Source organism: Crateriforma spongiae (assembly GCF_012290005.1).
Taxonomy (GTDB): domain Bacteria; phylum Planctomycetota; class Planctomycetia; order Pirellulales; family Pirellulaceae; genus Crateriforma; species Crateriforma spongiae.
On the sequence record NZ_JAAXMS010000002.1, the window covers coordinates 969,319 to 984,268 of the forward strand.

11 protein-coding genes and 1 tRNA gene are annotated in these 14,950 nt (G+C 57.7%); 8 read left to right on the top strand and 4 right to left on the bottom strand.

Annotation, left to right across the window (positions count from 1 at the left end; all coding sequences use genetic code 11):
- Positions 1-7 precede the first annotated feature (7 nt).
- From HFP54_RS07660 to HFP54_RS07670, 3 genes are all read left to right on the top strand, one after another.
- The gene (locus tag HFP54_RS07660; protein WP_168564628.1) at positions 8-1,726 is read left to right on the top strand and encodes a sulfatase; all 1,719 of its coding nucleotides are present in this window, start codon (positions 8-10) and stop codon (positions 1,724-1,726) included.
- Positions 1,719-3,113, top strand: a complete 1,395-nt coding sequence (locus tag HFP54_RS07665; RefSeq protein ID WP_168564629.1) for a DUF1501 domain-containing protein — start codon at positions 1,719-1,721, stop codon at positions 3,111-3,113. The genes HFP54_RS07660 and HFP54_RS07665 overlap by 8 nt, the downstream gene beginning before the upstream one ends.
- Before the next feature lie 164 nt (positions 3,114-3,277).
- Positions 3,278-4,456 (top strand): Gfo/Idh/MocA family protein, encoded by a 1,179-nt coding sequence (locus HFP54_RS07670; RefSeq protein WP_146439772.1) that lies wholly within the window; start codon positions 3,278-3,280, stop codon positions 4,454-4,456.
- A gap of 206 nt (positions 4,457-4,662) precedes the next feature.
- Here HFP54_RS07670 and HFP54_RS07675 read toward each other — a convergent pair.
- Positions 4,663-4,736, bottom strand: a tRNA-Arg gene (locus HFP54_RS07675).
- A 179-nt stretch (positions 4,737-4,915) separates the two neighbouring features.
- On the opposite strand from HFP54_RS07675, the gene HFP54_RS07680 reads away from it, so the two are divergent.
- The gene (locus HFP54_RS07680; protein WP_168564630.1) at positions 4,916-5,995 is read left to right on the top strand and encodes a carbon-nitrogen hydrolase family protein; all 1,080 of its coding nucleotides are present in this window, start codon (positions 4,916-4,918) and stop codon (positions 5,993-5,995) included.
- Here the strand turns inward: HFP54_RS07680 and HFP54_RS07685 are convergent.
- A complete protein-coding gene (locus HFP54_RS07685; protein WP_168564631.1) occupies positions 5,962-7,584 on the bottom strand; it encodes a sulfatase family protein in 1,623 nt (540 codons plus the stop codon). The two genes, HFP54_RS07680 and HFP54_RS07685, sit on opposite strands and share 34 nt — an antisense overlap.
- Positions 7,585-8,025: 441 nt before the next feature.
- Here HFP54_RS07685 and HFP54_RS07690 point away from each other — a divergent pair, with 441 nt between their 5' ends.
- The 4 genes from HFP54_RS07690 (at position 8,026) to pnp (ending at position 12,985) form a co-directional block, all read left to right on the top strand.
- Complete coding sequence (locus HFP54_RS07690) at positions 8,026-9,183, top strand: SMI1/KNR4 family protein (protein WP_168564632.1); 1,158 nt, start codon at positions 8,026-8,028, stop codon at positions 9,181-9,183.
- A gap of 124 nt (positions 9,184-9,307) precedes the next feature.
- Positions 9,308-9,988, top strand: a complete 681-nt coding sequence (gene cysC, locus HFP54_RS07695) for an adenylyl-sulfate kinase (RefSeq protein ID WP_168564633.1) — start codon at positions 9,308-9,310, stop codon at positions 9,986-9,988.
- A gap of 120 nt (positions 9,989-10,108) precedes the next feature.
- Positions 10,109-10,378 (top strand): 30S ribosomal protein S15, encoded by a 270-nt coding sequence (rpsO, locus tag HFP54_RS07700; RefSeq protein WP_145304181.1) that lies wholly within the window; start codon positions 10,109-10,111, stop codon positions 10,376-10,378.
- A gap of 357 nt (positions 10,379-10,735) precedes the next feature.
- The gene (gene pnp, locus HFP54_RS07705; protein ID WP_168564634.1) at positions 10,736-12,985 is read left to right on the top strand and encodes a polyribonucleotide nucleotidyltransferase; all 2,250 of its coding nucleotides are present in this window, start codon (positions 10,736-10,738) and stop codon (positions 12,983-12,985) included.
- A 105-nt stretch (positions 12,986-13,090) separates the two neighbouring features.
- Here pnp and HFP54_RS07710 read toward each other — a convergent pair whose 3' ends face one another.
- Positions 13,091-13,972: a serine/threonine-protein kinase gene (locus HFP54_RS07710; protein WP_197135591.1), complete on the bottom strand. Its 882-nt coding sequence runs from the start codon at positions 13,970-13,972 to the stop codon at positions 13,091-13,093.
- Positions 13,973-14,095: 123 nt separating this feature from the next.
- Positions 14,096-14,863 (bottom strand): TrkA C-terminal domain-containing protein, encoded by a 768-nt coding sequence (locus tag HFP54_RS07715; protein ID WP_146410176.1) that lies wholly within the window; start codon positions 14,861-14,863, stop codon positions 14,096-14,098.
- Positions 14,864-14,950 lie beyond the last annotated feature (87 nt).

Sequence of the window (14,950 nt, forward strand, 5' to 3'; positions counted from 1 at the left end):
AGGAATAGTGACCAATCGAGATTTGCACTTATTAACACGCAGCGCAAGCAAGTTGATCAAGCAAGTGGCCCCCGCAACGAGAACGCAGAGAGTCACTTGCTTGCGCTGCGTGCTAGTATCAGAAGGAAAACCGACATCAGCTACCTCAATCGAAGCGCAACCCGGAACACAAAACTCACCAAGCGGAACAAAGATGAAGTCAACGAGACCTACAACACTTCTTCGTTCATCGTTCTGCCTTCCTCCTTCTGCCTTCGCTACATTCCTTCTTCTTTCATCCTTCTGCCTTCATCCGTCGGCCTTCGCACAGAATGTATTATGGATCATGGCCGACGACCTTCGGCCTCAACTCGGTTGCTACGGCGATGAAGTGGTCATATCGCCACACATTGACCAGTTTGCGCAGCGGGCATTGCGATTCGACCATGCGTACGTGCAAAGTGCGGTATGCAGCCCGTCCCGCAATTCAATGCTCAGTGGGCTTCGCCCAAACACGACGGGCTTACGTGGGTTTGGTACAAAAGTGCGTGATGTGATACCCGACATTGTCACTCTTCCCCAGCACTTCAAGAATCACGGCTACGAAACCCGAGCATTTGGCAAGATCTTTCATATCTACGATGAATCGATGCTCGGTGATGAAGACGATGCCCAATCGTGGAGCGAACCCACTCGATGGCCCGAAGTTCCCGTGTGGGGACCTGAGCAGAACGCACTTCGCGACCGGCAGATCGCCGCAGCAAAGAAAACCGGAAAAGAGTTCAAGCATCCGCACGATTGGCCGCGAGCCGAAACATGGGATGATAGCGACATCCCTGACGATCAGATGCAGGACGGCGACACCACAGCAGCCGTCGAGAAATATCTGGATTCGCGGCAAGGAGATCAAACGCCGTTCTTTCTGGCGGTTGGATTTCTGCGGCCGCACCTGCCCTTTAACGCTCCCCAAAAGTACTGGGATCTCTACGACCCTACGACGCTTCGCCTTCCCGCGTTCCGTCAGCTTCCGAAAAACGTTCCCGCGTGGGTCGTGAACCGAGGCATCGTCAAGAACTATCACAACATGCCGTCGCTGGAAGAAACCGATTCCGCGTTCCTGCAGCGATATCTGCAGGCTTACCTGGCGTGCATCAGTTACGTCGATGCTTGCTTTGGTCGTTTGATGGAGGCTCTTGAAAAGTCGGGGCATGCCGAGAACACGATCGTCGTGTTCATGGGCGACCACGGTTACCAAATGGGTGAGTATGACTCTTGGGGCCACAAGCACTCGAACTTTGAAATCTCGACCCGTGCACCGTTGCTGATTTCGTCGCCAAAGATGGCGCGAGCGGGAGCATCGTCAAACGCACTTGTTGAATTCCTTGACCTGTATCCGACGCTTTGCGATCTCGCGCATTTGCCCAAGCCTGAACACTTGGAAGGTATCAGCTTTTCGGACCTACTAAACGACGACACAAGCGTTCGTGACGCCGCATGCAGCGAGATGAAACGGCAAGGGCGTCTCGGCCGAAGCATCCGAACCGCCGAATTCCGATACACCGAATGGCGTGATCCAAAGAACAACATCGTGGCTCGTGAGCTGTATGACCATCGAAACGACACGACGCCCGGACAGCTCGAAATAGAAAACATTATCAGCGACCCAAAGATGACACACGTTGTCAGTCATTTGAGTCAGCGTCTGAATCAGCTCGTCCCAGCAAAAACGGAGAAATTGCATGAATAACCGCCGTGAGTTTTTATACGGCCTGGGGACGTCCCTGGGCAGCATTGCTTTTTCTGCGATGCTGGCAGACGAAGCACGCGCCGATGGAAAGCAGAGCCCGCTTGCTCCCAAGGACGGTCATTTTCCCGCGAAAGCAAAGAATTGCATCTTTCTGATGATGGAGGGCGGACCGTCTCACATCGATACCTTCGATCCAAAGCCTGCGCTCAAAGATCTACATCTCAAAGAGTTTGTCCGAGAAGGACAGCAGAAATCGGCAATGGAGAGCGGAAAACGGTATTACGTGCAGAGTCCGTTCAGCTTCAGCAAGCACGGCCAAAGTGGCGCCGACATGGCTGACAACTGGGTACACCTCGCAAAGGTCGCCGATGAACTCTGTTTCTATCGAGGCTGCCAAGTCGACAGCGTGAATCACCCCACCGCCATGTACCAAATGAATTGTGGGAATCGCTTCGGGGGTGATCCAGGAATTGGTGCCTGGGTCACGTATGGGCTTGGTTCGATGAATCAGGATCTGCCGGGTTTCCTGGTGTTACCGGAAATCTCATACCCACAGGGTGGAGCTGCGAATTGGAGCAATGGTTATCTCCCGGCGTTTTATCAAGGGACGCCACTGCGACCTAAAGGCTCTCCCATCCTGGACCTTCAACCACCTTCTGGCGTGACTCCCCAGCGACAACGCCGCAATCTGGATCTGCTTGCGCGAATGAATACGCGGCACTTACAGCAACATCCTGAACACCGGGAGCTATCAGCTCGACTAGAGAGTTACGAACTGGCATTTCGGATGCAGACGGAAGTGCCCGAGGCGATCGATTTGTCGGGCGAAGATCAGCGAACGCTGTCGATGTATGGGATCGGAAACGAAGCGACCGATGCATTTGGGCGGAAGTGTTTGCTCGCTCGAAAGATGGTCGAGAAGGGTGTTCGATTCGTACAGCTTTACAACGGCACCTGGGACAGTCACGACTACATCGAACGGGCCCACGAGAATCTCGTCCGTGGCGTCGACCAACCGATCGCCGCGTTGATCGCTGACCTAAAGGATCGGGGCCTCCTGGAAAGCACATTGATCGTTTGGTGCGGAGAGTTTGGAAGGTCGCCGGACAACGGAGTGCGCGGCGGTACCGCCTATGGACGTGACCACAACGCAAACGCGATGACGATCTGGCTAGCCGGCGGCGGTTGCAATGCAGGACACACGATCGGAGCCACCGATGAAGTGGGGATGACCGCCGTCGAAGAAGTACATCACGTTCGCGACTTCCACGTCACACTACTTCGGTTACTCGGGCTCGATGACAACAAGCTGACGTACTATCACGCCGGGCGTTTCAAGCAACTCAGCCAGTTCGGCGGCAAGGTGATCGAGGAACTCATTGCCTAAAGCGAATGGGCAAGCTACTTGCTTACTTTCCTTACACGAATGAAGCGCAAGCGAGTGAATCACGTACTGCAAACTCACTCGCTTGCTTGCGCTTCGTGCTTGTATCGAGGTGGCTCCAAACGTTTCCCAGCTAGTCCACTAACCCACAACCATTGAAACCAACCATGAACCAAAACCCCAACCAACTTGACCGTCGACGATTTTCCCAGATCAGCTTTGCCACAATGCTCTCTACTGGTGTTGCTCCGGCAATGATTGGCCGTGCATCCGCCGTCGAACCAACGAGAAAGCTCGGTTTGGCCGTTGTTGGCCTTGGAGGCTACGCAACCTCATCGATCGCTCCGGAAGTCTCCTCCTGTCAGCATGTCCGGCTCGCTGGCGTCGTGACGGGTGACGCGGAGAAGGGAAAGTTATGGGCGCAAAGACATGGATTTAAGGAAGACGCGATTTATGACTACGACACCATCGACAAGATCGCCGGCGACGATCGGATCGACTTCGTCCACATTGCACTTCCCAATTCGATGCACGCGGAGTTTGCGATCCGTGCCGCGAAGGCAGGCAAACACGTCATGGTTGAAAAACCAATGGCGATTTCCAGTAAGGAGTGCGAACAGATCATCGCCGCCGCAAAACAGGCAGGCGTACTGCTGGGCGTCAACTATCGATTGCACTGGGAGCCGCACCACGTTCGAGCAATCGACAAACTTTCGGGCGGGGCCGTCGGAAATCTGACCAATGGCAACTACGAATTCTCGTGGGGCTATGCTCGCGCATTGATGGGAAAGAACAAGGACCGGATCAAGAAGTGGCTGCTTAACCCGACGATGGCCGGCGGCGGCGCCTTGTTCGATACCGGTGTCTATCCCATCCAAGCCGCGTGCTATCTGACAGGGCGAGAGCCGGTTGCAGTGCGCGGACTTCCCACAACATTTCATCATGATCTGTTTCCCGACGGCGTCGAAGAAACCATGAGCTATGAGCTGTTGTTCGACGATGGTTTTCAGGCACTTTGCCGTGCAAGCTACAGCCAGTCGTTTCACCAATGCACCACGTTGGGGCCCAAAGGGTCTGTTGAGATTGTTCCTGGCGATTCCAGAGGCAGCGTTTTCGGTCAGTCCGGTGGAGGCAATCCGAGCCCAAAACGCCTGCTGGTCAATCGGAAAGAGGTTGTGCTTGAACAAACGCTTCAGCAAGCAGACTTGCTGGACGCATTCGCCCAAGCAATTATCCGCGGCGATAAGACGTTCAAGACACCCGGGGAAATGGGTCTAAGGGATATTCGTATCGTCGAAAAGATCTATGAATCAGCTGCCAGCGGCGGAGTTCGCGTCAACCTATAAACTGAAGCCGATCGAAACAGCGTGATCGTTTTGGCGAGATCTGGCGGTCGAACCTCGGACGCTGACTCACGCCCTACCATCAAGAGAGAGCCCAGGATCGTAGGCGGTGCCGAAAACACCGCAAAATAGGGCGGTTTTCGCGGGTCCAGCGGTTCGGACCCGAGAGCGAACTTGCGGGCCATGCCGAGTTCGCAAATTGAAAAGAGTACACCCGGAGGGATTCGAACCCCCAACCCTCGGTTCCGAAGACCGATGCGCTATCCAGTTGTGCCACGGGTGCAGCTGTTGAAGCTCAATTTGTTTGGCTGGTTGGCCCCGGGATCGACCGGGACCCAACCAAACAAACCACGATTGTACCGCATCTGGGGTAAACTCCAAGTCCGTTGGCCCGGCGAGTTTTGCCAATTCGTTTCGGCTTGTGCAATAAGCGGTTCGTGCCCCTTTCTTCGGATCAGATCAATGCCTGACCGCCCCCTGAATCGTCGTCATTTCCTTGGGCGTGCGACGGTCGGACTGAGCACCGGCTTAGCGGTTTCCGCGACGGGATCGGCCGAGCCGCCGCAGCGATCCGTCCAAGGGAATACGAAAAGTGGTCGTGACGTCGATCGCAGAAACGTTTGGGTGGCCAGCGTTTGCCAGCACAAACTGTCTGCGCAGACACCGGAAGAGATGTCCACAAAAGTTCTGCGGCGGATGAAGGAAGTCGTTCCCACGAATCCCGACATCATCTGTTTGCCAGAGTGTTTTCACGTCGCCAACATTCACGGCGGCGGTCGCCCACCGTTGCCCGATACCGCGGAAGTCCCCATCGGAAAGATCTCTCGACCCTTCGCGGAGTTTGCCCGAGACCACCGGTGCTATGTGATTTGCCCGATCCACACGATCGATTCAGGACGTTATTACAACAGTGCCGTCATCATCGATCGGGCGGGACGCCTGGTGGGCGAGTATCGAAAGATCAATCCGACCGAAGACGAACTGAAGAACGGCATCACGCCGGGCCCCATCGACCCACCGGTATTCGATTGCGATTTTGGACGCATCGGCGTGCAAATTTGCTTCGACATCAATTGGCAATCCAATTGGCAGCGACTTGCTGAGAAGGGCGCGGAGATCGTCTTTTGGCCGTCCGCGTTCGCCGGCGGGCAAATGCTTAACGCGATGGCAGCGACCTACAAGTACCACGTCGTGTCGGCAACGCGAATCCAGTCATCCAAGATCATCGGGCCCATGGGCGACGACGTGATTTCCTCGGGTCGGTTTGGCGAAGTCATCTACGGCCCGCTGAACTTGGAATCCGCGGTCATTCAAGGCTGGCAAGATATCGCCAAACTGGAACGAGCGGTGACCAAGTACGGTCGCAAGTTGAAGATGACGGTCAAGCACGATGAAGCCTGGGCGTTGATCGAAAGCCTGGACGATTCGGTCGACGTTGATTCGGTCCTTGAAGAGTTTTCGATCGAGACGTCACGCGACATGTTGATGCGGAACACTAGGCTGCAAAATCAGTTTCGAGTTCTGCCGGACGACGAACCGTAATCGCCGCCCGTAAGGCTATTGAGCACCGACGTTTGCCACTGCGTCAATTCGCCAAACATCTCGTCGGCTATCTTGCGTCGCGGTTCGGCCAAGTTGTCAGATTCGCTTGGGTCGTCGCGAAGGTTGTACAGTTCCAGTACTTGATCGTCACCAAGGCCGGTGACAATCAGCTTGTACTGGTTTGCCAACCAAACCCGTGTGCCGCCGTAGTCCGCATTTGTTGTGTCCGGATGGAAGTAGTTGACGAAGTTGCGTGTCGGAATGCCCTTCATCAATTTGACCAAAGGCGTCGTCCCGGTCTGTTGCTGCTGGGTCAGATACGGCTGGTCCTTGTGCGCGTTCTTCGTATCAAAACTCCAGAAACCGATCGGCTGAGAGCGAGGTTCTGAGCGGCCTTCAAGGATCGGCATCAGGCTGATTCCATCGAGCGGACGATCGGGGACATCGACATCCAAAACATCGCAGATGGTTGGCAGGATATCGCTGGTGACCGAATTGAAATCGGTGCTTGTAGGCGTCTTGATCCTAGCGGGCCACTCAATGATTCCCGGCACGCGGACACCGCCCTCGTAGTGATTGCCTTTTTGACCACGAAGCGGCGAAGTGATGATGCCATCGCCCGGCGTTCCGTTGTCGCCGCAGTACCAGATCAATGTGTTGTCGCGCAGATCATTCTGCGTCAGCCAGTCACGAAGATCACCAATCGCGCGGTCCATCGCCGTGATCTCCGCATAGCGTTCTTGCAAGACATCGCGCAACGGTCGTGTGGTTGGCGAGCCCGTTTCATTGCTGGTCAGTCGAAAGGACCTTTCGGCATACTCCGCGGGCAAGTCGTCGTACAGTGCCAAGTCCTCTGGCAATCCACTGTATGGTTCGTGTGGTGATCCGAACCAAATCACCGTCAACGAAGGCTTGCCGGATTGCTTCGCACTGGCCAAGAAAGGCTTGGCTGCATCGATCAGAATCTGCGAGCTTTCGCCTTCGATCTTTTTTGGCGGACCACCGTCGCGTGACAGGACGGGATCGAGTTCGAAGAAGTTGTCGTGCGAAAGCCACGTGTCAAATCCCATCGCACCGGGACTGGTTGGCGAGTCGGCCTTCACCGGTCCGACGTGCCACTTGCCGAAGTGACCGCAGGCGTAACCGGCATCGCCCAACAAGTCCGCGATCGTGATTTCTTCCGGGCGGATGGAGTAGTTCGGGGTGAAGGTTCCGTAACGATTCGGATGACGTCCGGTCAGCACACTGCCCCGAGTCGGCGAGCACGTCGGATGCGCCGCGTAAAACCGATCCAAACGCAGGCCGGTGGCCGCCATCTGGTCCAGCACCGGCGTCTTCAAATGCGGGTGGCCGTTGTATCCGGTTTCATCCCAACCATGATCGTCCCCCATCAGCAAAACGATGTTCGGGCGATCATCGGCGACCACGGGAAATGCGGTGCACGCCAACAAGCCCCAGGCAAACAACGTGACGTTCAGGCCGAAACGAATCGAAACTGCAAAGGGGATGGCCGCGTGCCAATCCGTTGCGGCGGAGATCCGTCGGCGGAGTGAACCATGCAATGCAAGCCGAACGTTTGAGAGAGACATGACGGAACCTAGGATTGCCGCGAGGGAGGGAAGGAGAGATCCAGGCGGGACGGAACGCGACGATCGAACGCGTGTCGCTTTGGCGATGCCTTTTGGCAGGCGGGCAAACGGATCGAACCAGTCTAGCCGCCCTGTCGTGAGGCCGCCAAATCCGCCACGTGACCAAATCCGCCACGTGACCAGGCAAAGCGGTGGGAAATGCCGTTGGCGACATCGCGTGGTGTGAAAAGCCGACTTGCGCCGGCTGGTCTAGGCCGCCGAGCGACCGGGACGGTAATATGACGGCGGTGCCGGCGCGATCGCCTGCGCTTCGATGCTTTTCATCTTTTCGGTTTCTTTTGCTGACGCCCGCGAATTTTGGCTGACTCGGTACCCTCTGGCGGCTTCAACGATTCGCGTCGGGCGGCGTGCGATGCGTCTGGATTTGCCCGGCATTTCGGATTGACGCTTTCCAGCGACCTGATCGACTGGATCGACCAAGCGTTGTGGAGGCACACCGGGTGCGGCGAATTTCACGAAGCCGTTGACCCCGCATCCTTGATGGACGATCCGGCCGACGCGATTTGGCCCGGTCTGATGCCGCCCGATTTTCTGCCGCTGATCGGCAACGGTCGTGGCGATTGGATTTGCGGCCGCGTCAGTGCCGCGGGGACTGTCGATCGATTCGTCCACTGGTATCACGGCGGCGGCGACTGGATTCCGTGGGGCAACCACTTGGGCGAAGCTGTCTTATTCGATGTTTGGTGCCCGTTGTTACCGGGACCGGGTCGACGTCACGCGATCGAACCCGATGATCCGCGGGCCGGTGCCTGCTTGAGCGGCGACCATCCGTGGGTCCGGTGGGCAGCCGACACCGCGCATCCTGGGGCACGAGAATTGATGCAGCACGCGCTTGCCCAGACATCTCTTTCCGGCAATGAGAAAGTGACGGCATCCCTGGGTTTGGCTGACGGGATGATCCGACATGGCATCGCAGAGGTGGCGGTGCGATGCGAAATGATTCAGAACCATCGTGATGACTGGCCGTTGATCGGCAAGCACGCTTCGGCGGCTGCCCAGACGGACCCCGATCTGGCATGGGCCTGGGAGTGGTTGGCCATGTCACACGATCGGCTGGGACAACCGGTATCGGCGGCCAACTGTTTCGCGAAAGCCGCCTGCTGTTCGGCGTTCACCGATCAAGCCGTTCGGATGCGACCGCCGGGCATCGAATTGGGGGATGCGGAGAATCAAGCCGTGAAGCTGTCGGTGGCTTGGTTGCGTCAGCAGCACGTCCGTGTCGATGAATTGGCGGAAATCTCGTCGATACAGCAGCGTTATGTGTCGATGTTGGTGCAGACCGCCCCGTCACACTGGCAACAATCCGCCCACGATTTTTGGCTGGAAGCCGCCGAAGGGTCCGAGAAGGGTGGAAATGGGACCGAAGCGGTGAATTGCCTGATTCGATCGGGCTGGGATTTGGGAATCCAGCCGCTGTCGGTTTATGGTGACGTCTTGAATCGGCTGGCTGAAATGGCGGATCGCGTTGGCGACGGTCGGGCGAGGCTGTGCCAAATACACGCCGACTGTTTTCGCCAGCGGTATCAGGGACTGGGCTGACACGACCGGTCGCAATCGGACGCCCCCCCCCTGCAAGGGAACGTTGGACGCCGAAATGTCGCGGTGTTGACGGGTCGACGGCGACCATGAATTTGAACGTTTTATCAGTGCAAGAAGAATCGAGATGACCGACATCGTTTGGCACCAAGGCACGGTCAGCCGACAGGACCGCGAACAACTGCTGGCCCAGCGAGGCTGCGTTGTGTGGCTGACCGGACTGAGCGGTTGCGGAAAAAGCACGATCGCCAATGAACTGGACCGGCTGCTGACGTCCGCCGGTCGCGCGACGATGTTGCTGGACGGGGACAATATTCGTCACGGTTTGTGCGCGCCGCCGGCGATGTTGGCCGGCGAACATGGCGATGCCTTTGCAGAGCGTTTCGGGCTGGGATTTGGCGAAATCGATCGCGAGGAGAACATCCGCCGGATCGGATCCGTGGCCGCCCTGATGGCATCGGCCGGGTTGATCACGTTGACGGCTTTTGTCAGCCCTTACCGTCGCGACCGCGACCGGGCGCGAAAGATCGTCGAAGCGGCGGGCGAGAAAGGCGATTTCCTGGAGGTGTTCGTCGACACACCGTTGGAAATCTGTGAAAAGCGCGACCCCAAAGGGCTGTACAAAAAAGCACGCGCCGGCGAAATCAAGAACTTCACCGGCATCAGCGACCCCTACGAATCGCCCGCGGATCCGGAAATTCACCTGCGGGGCGGCGATGATCGGACGCCCACCGAACAGGCCCAAGAGATCTTCGACTTTTTGGCCGGGCACGGACGTTGGACTGCGGCCACCGAATCGGCGGGTTGATCGGCGGAAACGGATCACGGACGATTGCCGGTTTTTGACGTTGCGTCGCCAAGCCGTGACGCTACACTACGCGGCGAATCTTTGAATAAAGCAGTGTATTAGGACGAGACATTCAGTCGAATGACCATTTCGAAAGAACGTAAACAAGAACTGATCGGCGAACACGGCCACGAAAACGGTGACACCGGAAGCCCGGAAGTCCAAATCGCCATTTTGACCGAGCGAATCAACGGCCTGACCGAACACATGCGAACGCACCGCAAGGATTACGCGTCGCGTCGTGGTTTGCTGGGACTGGTCAGCCGTCGCCGTCGCCTGTTGGATTACGTCCGTGGCGGCGATCCCCAGCGTTATCTGGATATCATTGGAAAACTGGGCATTCGTAAATAGCCCAAAAGGGCCGCGACCCGAGCGACGATGGCAACAGCCGCTTTTCAGTTCGCCCGAGTCGGGCGGCCCGGCTTCCACCTGTTTTCCATCATCTTTCGTTCGGGCGCCGGCTTTCTGACGCGGCGATGTGATAGGCTCGCGCCCGGCTTGACCGTCGGCTCGGAATGCCCCGCCTGATCTTGGGCAGCTTTCGGCACGACCTTCTTGCAGTCTCTGGCTGATCGAATTGCCGCCCCCCCCGTCGCTTTTCGGGCTGGGGTGCCGCTGTCTTGACATTCGGCAACCCGTCGCGAATGCGGCTGTCCGGTCTGGGTGGAACCGGAATCTGTTGTCTGTTTGTATTAGAGAGAAGTAGAAGTGACTGTGAATAAAGTTCGCGTGGAGCGAAAGATCGGACGTCAAGTGTTGTCGTTCGAAACCGGCCAGTTGGCCAAGCAAGCCGCCGGCAGCGTGCTGGTGCAATACGGCGACACGACGGTGCTGGTCGCCGCCGCCAGTGGCCCGCCACGACCGGGAATTGATTTTTTCCCGCTGATGTGTGACTACCGCGAGCGATTGGCCGCGGCTGGTAAATTCCCCGGCGGATTCTTGAAACGTGAAGGCCGCCCGAGCACCAAGGAAACGCTGAGCGCGCGGCTGATGGACCGCCCGATTCGTCCGCTGTGGCCCAACGGCTACAAGGACGAAGTCCAAGTGCAAGCCTTTGTTATCGCCAGCGATCTTCAAAACGACGGCGATGTGTTGGCCATGAACGGTGCCGGTGCCGCCCTGCACATCAGCCCCCTGCCCTTCAAGGGTCCGGTCGCCAGCGTCCGCGTCGGCAAAGTCGATGGCGAACTGATCGCGTTCCCGACACACGACGACTTGGTCGAAAGTGAACTGGACATGATCGTCAGTGGTGACCGCGAAATGGTCGCCATGATCGAAGGCTTCGCCAACGAGATGCCCGAAGACCAGATGGTCGAAGCGATCCAGTTCGCACACAAGACGATCCGCGAAGTGATCGAGCTGCAGGAAGAGCTGTATGAAAAGGTCAATCCGCAAAAGATCGAATACGTCGAACCGGAAGACGACGGTCTGTTGCAACGTCTGACGGACACCTATTACGACGAATTCAAGGCCGCCCAACAAACGTCCGGCAAGCTGGAACGTGCCGAAGCCGTTCGCGCGCTGCGTGATCGTGCGATGGGCGAAGTGATCCCCGATCCCAGCGCAGAAGGCGCGATCGACGTCAATCGCTTCAAGTCCGTCTGGCATGACTTGGAAGAAAAGGTCGTCCGCGATCTGATCATCGCCGGCACCCGACCCGACGGACGTGACCGTGAAAGCCTGCGTCCGATCTACTGCGAAACGGACCTGTTGCCGCGAGTCCACGGTTCGGCCTTGTTCCAACGTGGCGAAACCCAGGCATTGATCACGATCGCACTGGGAACCGCACGCGACGAACAACGCGTCGACGGCTTGCAGGATGAGTACAGCAAGAAGTTCATGCTGGACTACAACTTTCCGTCCTTCTCGGTCGGTGAATGTCGTCCGATCCGCGGTCCGGGACGTCGTGAAATCGGTCACGGTGCGTTGGCCGAACGAAGCGTTGCACCGGTGTTGCCCGGCGCGGACGATTTCCCCTACACGATTCGTGTGATCAGCGATATCACCGAATCCAACGGGTCCAGCAGCATGGCCACCGTTTGCGGTGCGACGCTGGGCTTGATGGCTTCGGGAGTTCCGATCAGCAACCCGGTCGCCGGCATCAGCGTCGGCTTGGTCCAAGACAAGGACAACAAAGACAGTTGGGTCTTGTTGACCGACATCTTGGGCACCGAAGACCACTTTGGTGACATGGACTTCAAGATCGCTGGAACGCAAAACGGTATCACCGGTATCCAGTTGGACCTGAAGATCACCGGTATCAGCGAAGAAATCATTCGTGCGACGCTGAAGCAATCACGTCTGGCTCGCATCGAGATCTTGAAGAAGATGCTGACGACGATCCCGCGTCCGCGTCGTGAAATCGCCGCCACCGCGCCGCGTTTGCTGCGTACCAAGATTTCCCCCGACAAGATCGGTGCCCTGATCGGCCCCGGCGGAAAGAACATCCGCACGATCCAAGAAACGACCGGCAGCGTGATCGAAGTCGACGACGACGGCACCGTGTTGGTGGCCAGCAGCGACAAGCAAAGCGCCGAAGACGCGATGCGTCAGGTCGAAGCCTGCACCGCCACCGTTCAAATCGGCAAGATCTACGACGGAACGGTCAGCAGCATCAAGGAATTCGGCGCGTTTGTCGAAATCCTGCCTGGCCGCGATGGACTGGTTCACATCAGTGAGATGTCCAGCGGATTCGTCAGCAATATCGACAGCGTCATCGGCGTCGGTGACCCGATGAAGGTCTTGGTCATCGATGTCGACGAACACGACCGCGTCAAGCTGAGTCGTCGTCGCGCCCTGGAAGAACTGGGCGAGGAAGACGAATTGGCCGGTGCCTTTGAAAGCGAAGGCGGCGGGGATCGCGATCGTGGCGACCGTGACCGAGGCGATGACGATCGTCCGCGTCGACGCCGTGGCAGCAGTGGCGGTGGCGGTGGCCGTCGCAACCGACGCTCGTAATCGTCGTTGGTCTTCGCCACTGTCAGGCGACCGCCGCATCATCCGGCCAATCCCGAAAACCGGTGGATCGGCGGCCAGGCTTACCGGCGGCCTCTAGTTTTTCGGCTAGGCCGCCCGATTCAATTGACGTTTGGCCGACGTCCTGAAACGTTCTCGATCGCCCTTTCCGCTCAGCGGATGGGCGATTTTTTTTAGGGCACGGTGCATCGCCACGGCGGTACGAAAGCGTTTCGACGGCACCGGATCAATCGCCTTGCGAACCAGAGCCACAAAGTCGCGTGAAACGCCGCGCCGAAGTTTGTTGAATCCCGGCAACGGTGGTTGAAACGGGTACTCGGGCAATTCGCCGGCAAGCATGCGGTAGATGATCAGCCCCAGTGAGAACACATCGCTGTGATAGGCCGGTCGTCCCATCGCCTGTTCCGGCGCGATGTAGCCCAGCGTTCCCGAGGCCGAATCGTCGTAACAGCCGTGTTCGATACGGGCCAAGCCGAAATCGGTCAGACGCACTTCATTGTCGTCAAACAGAATGAAGTTTTCCGGCTTCAGGTCGCGGTGCAGCACCTCGTGGCTGTGGGCATAGGCGACCGCATCGACCATCTGATAAATCATCACCATTGCGGTGGCACGCGACATCCGCCGCATCATTCGATCCGCCAGGGTTTCAATGCCCAGCGGAAACACCATCACAAACAAGCCGTCGATGACACGTGCGTCGTGCAGGGGCAAAACACCGGGATGCTCCAGCGATGCCATGATGTCGACTTCACGACGCAGGTCATCCATCGACTGGGTGTTGCTGACATAACGTGCGTCGGGAATTTTGATCGCAACGTGACAGCGTTCCAGCTGATCGTAGGCCGAATAGACGGTCGCAAAACCGCCTTCGCCCAGCCGGCTTTGCAACCGATAACGATCCAGCCGCGTCCCCGATCGAATCGAATCGGGGTGGATCGAGCCGGGAAACAGTCGTAAACGGGCGGTCACAGGCACATCCGCGGATCGCGAGCACGCAGGGGGCGAAGACAGGCGAAGCATTTCAAACGGCTTGTCTTCCCTCGAATGGTTATCGACCGCTGGACGGGAATTCTTCAGTTGCGGATCGATCGTCTACTGGGCCAATTTTTGCTGCTGATCAGCCAGAATTTCCTGATAGTCACGCACTGCACGCCGATGCGCCTGATAACCACGGTTCCCTGAGCGCCGCTGGTCCAGTTCCTTCAGACGCTCGATCGGTCCGTACATGACCAAGGTGTCGCCGACGCAGATCTTTGTGGTCGCCATCGGCGCGCCGATGTACTGATCCGCCTGGACGCTGTGGACGCCCAAAATCAACACGCCTTCGCGCGGCAAATCCAGATCGATCAACGTTTTGTCCGACAACCAGTCGCCCGGATCGACGCGCATTTCCGTCACCGCGAATCCTTCCTGCAGGTTCAGCACCGCGACGTAGTCCCGAACGTCCAGGTCGGTGAACCGACGCAGCGACCAAGCGATGATTCGATTCAACCGTCGTTCCACCCACCGACTGCGGGCCAATAGCAGCAACAACGTCACACCGATAAACAACACGATCAAGGTCGTCCACCAGGTCTCGTTATTCTTGGCGTCCAACATCGACACCATCAGCGAGGCTCCCACGGTGGCCAGACCGATGTTGCCGAACAGCATCAACATCATCGCGATGCGACGTCGGACGGGATGATTGACGATCGATTCAGCCTCGGTCGTCGTGAAACCGACGCCACTGAAAGCACTGCGAGCCTGGAATCGAGCCGCCTCGCGACTGAGGCCGGTCAACATCAGGGCCATCGCTGCGACTCGGGTGATCAACAGCGACACCGAAAGCGTCAATAACAGGGTGATGATTGCTGCCACCGATCGATCCTTCACAAGGGAACCGGTGAAGCTTGGCAAACGGGTGCATTCCCATCAATCGGGACTTCAAAATACGCCCGTTTCCGC

Excerpts from the sequence above, each read along its gene's own strand:
- HFP54_RS07665 (WP_168564629.1), top strand. The coding sequence starts at position 1,719 with ATGAATAACCGCCGTGAGTTTTTATACGGCCTGGGGACGTCCCTGGGC.
- HFP54_RS07670 (WP_146439772.1), top strand. The coding sequence starts at position 3,278 with ATGAACCAAAACCCCAACCAACTTGACCGTCGACGATTTTCCCAGATC.
- HFP54_RS07680 (WP_168564630.1), top strand. The coding sequence starts at position 4,916 with ATGCCTGACCGCCCCCTGAATCGTCGTCATTTCCTTGGGCGTGCGACG.
- HFP54_RS07685 (WP_168564631.1), bottom strand. The coding sequence starts at position 7,584 with ATGTCTCTCTCAAACGTTCGGCTTGCATTGCATGGTTCACTCCGCCGA.
- cysC (WP_168564633.1), top strand. The coding sequence starts at position 9,308 with ATGACCGACATCGTTTGGCACCAAGGCACGGTCAGCCGACAGGACCGC.
- rpsO (WP_145304181.1), top strand. The coding sequence starts at position 10,109 with ATGACCATTTCGAAAGAACGTAAACAAGAACTGATCGGCGAACACGGC.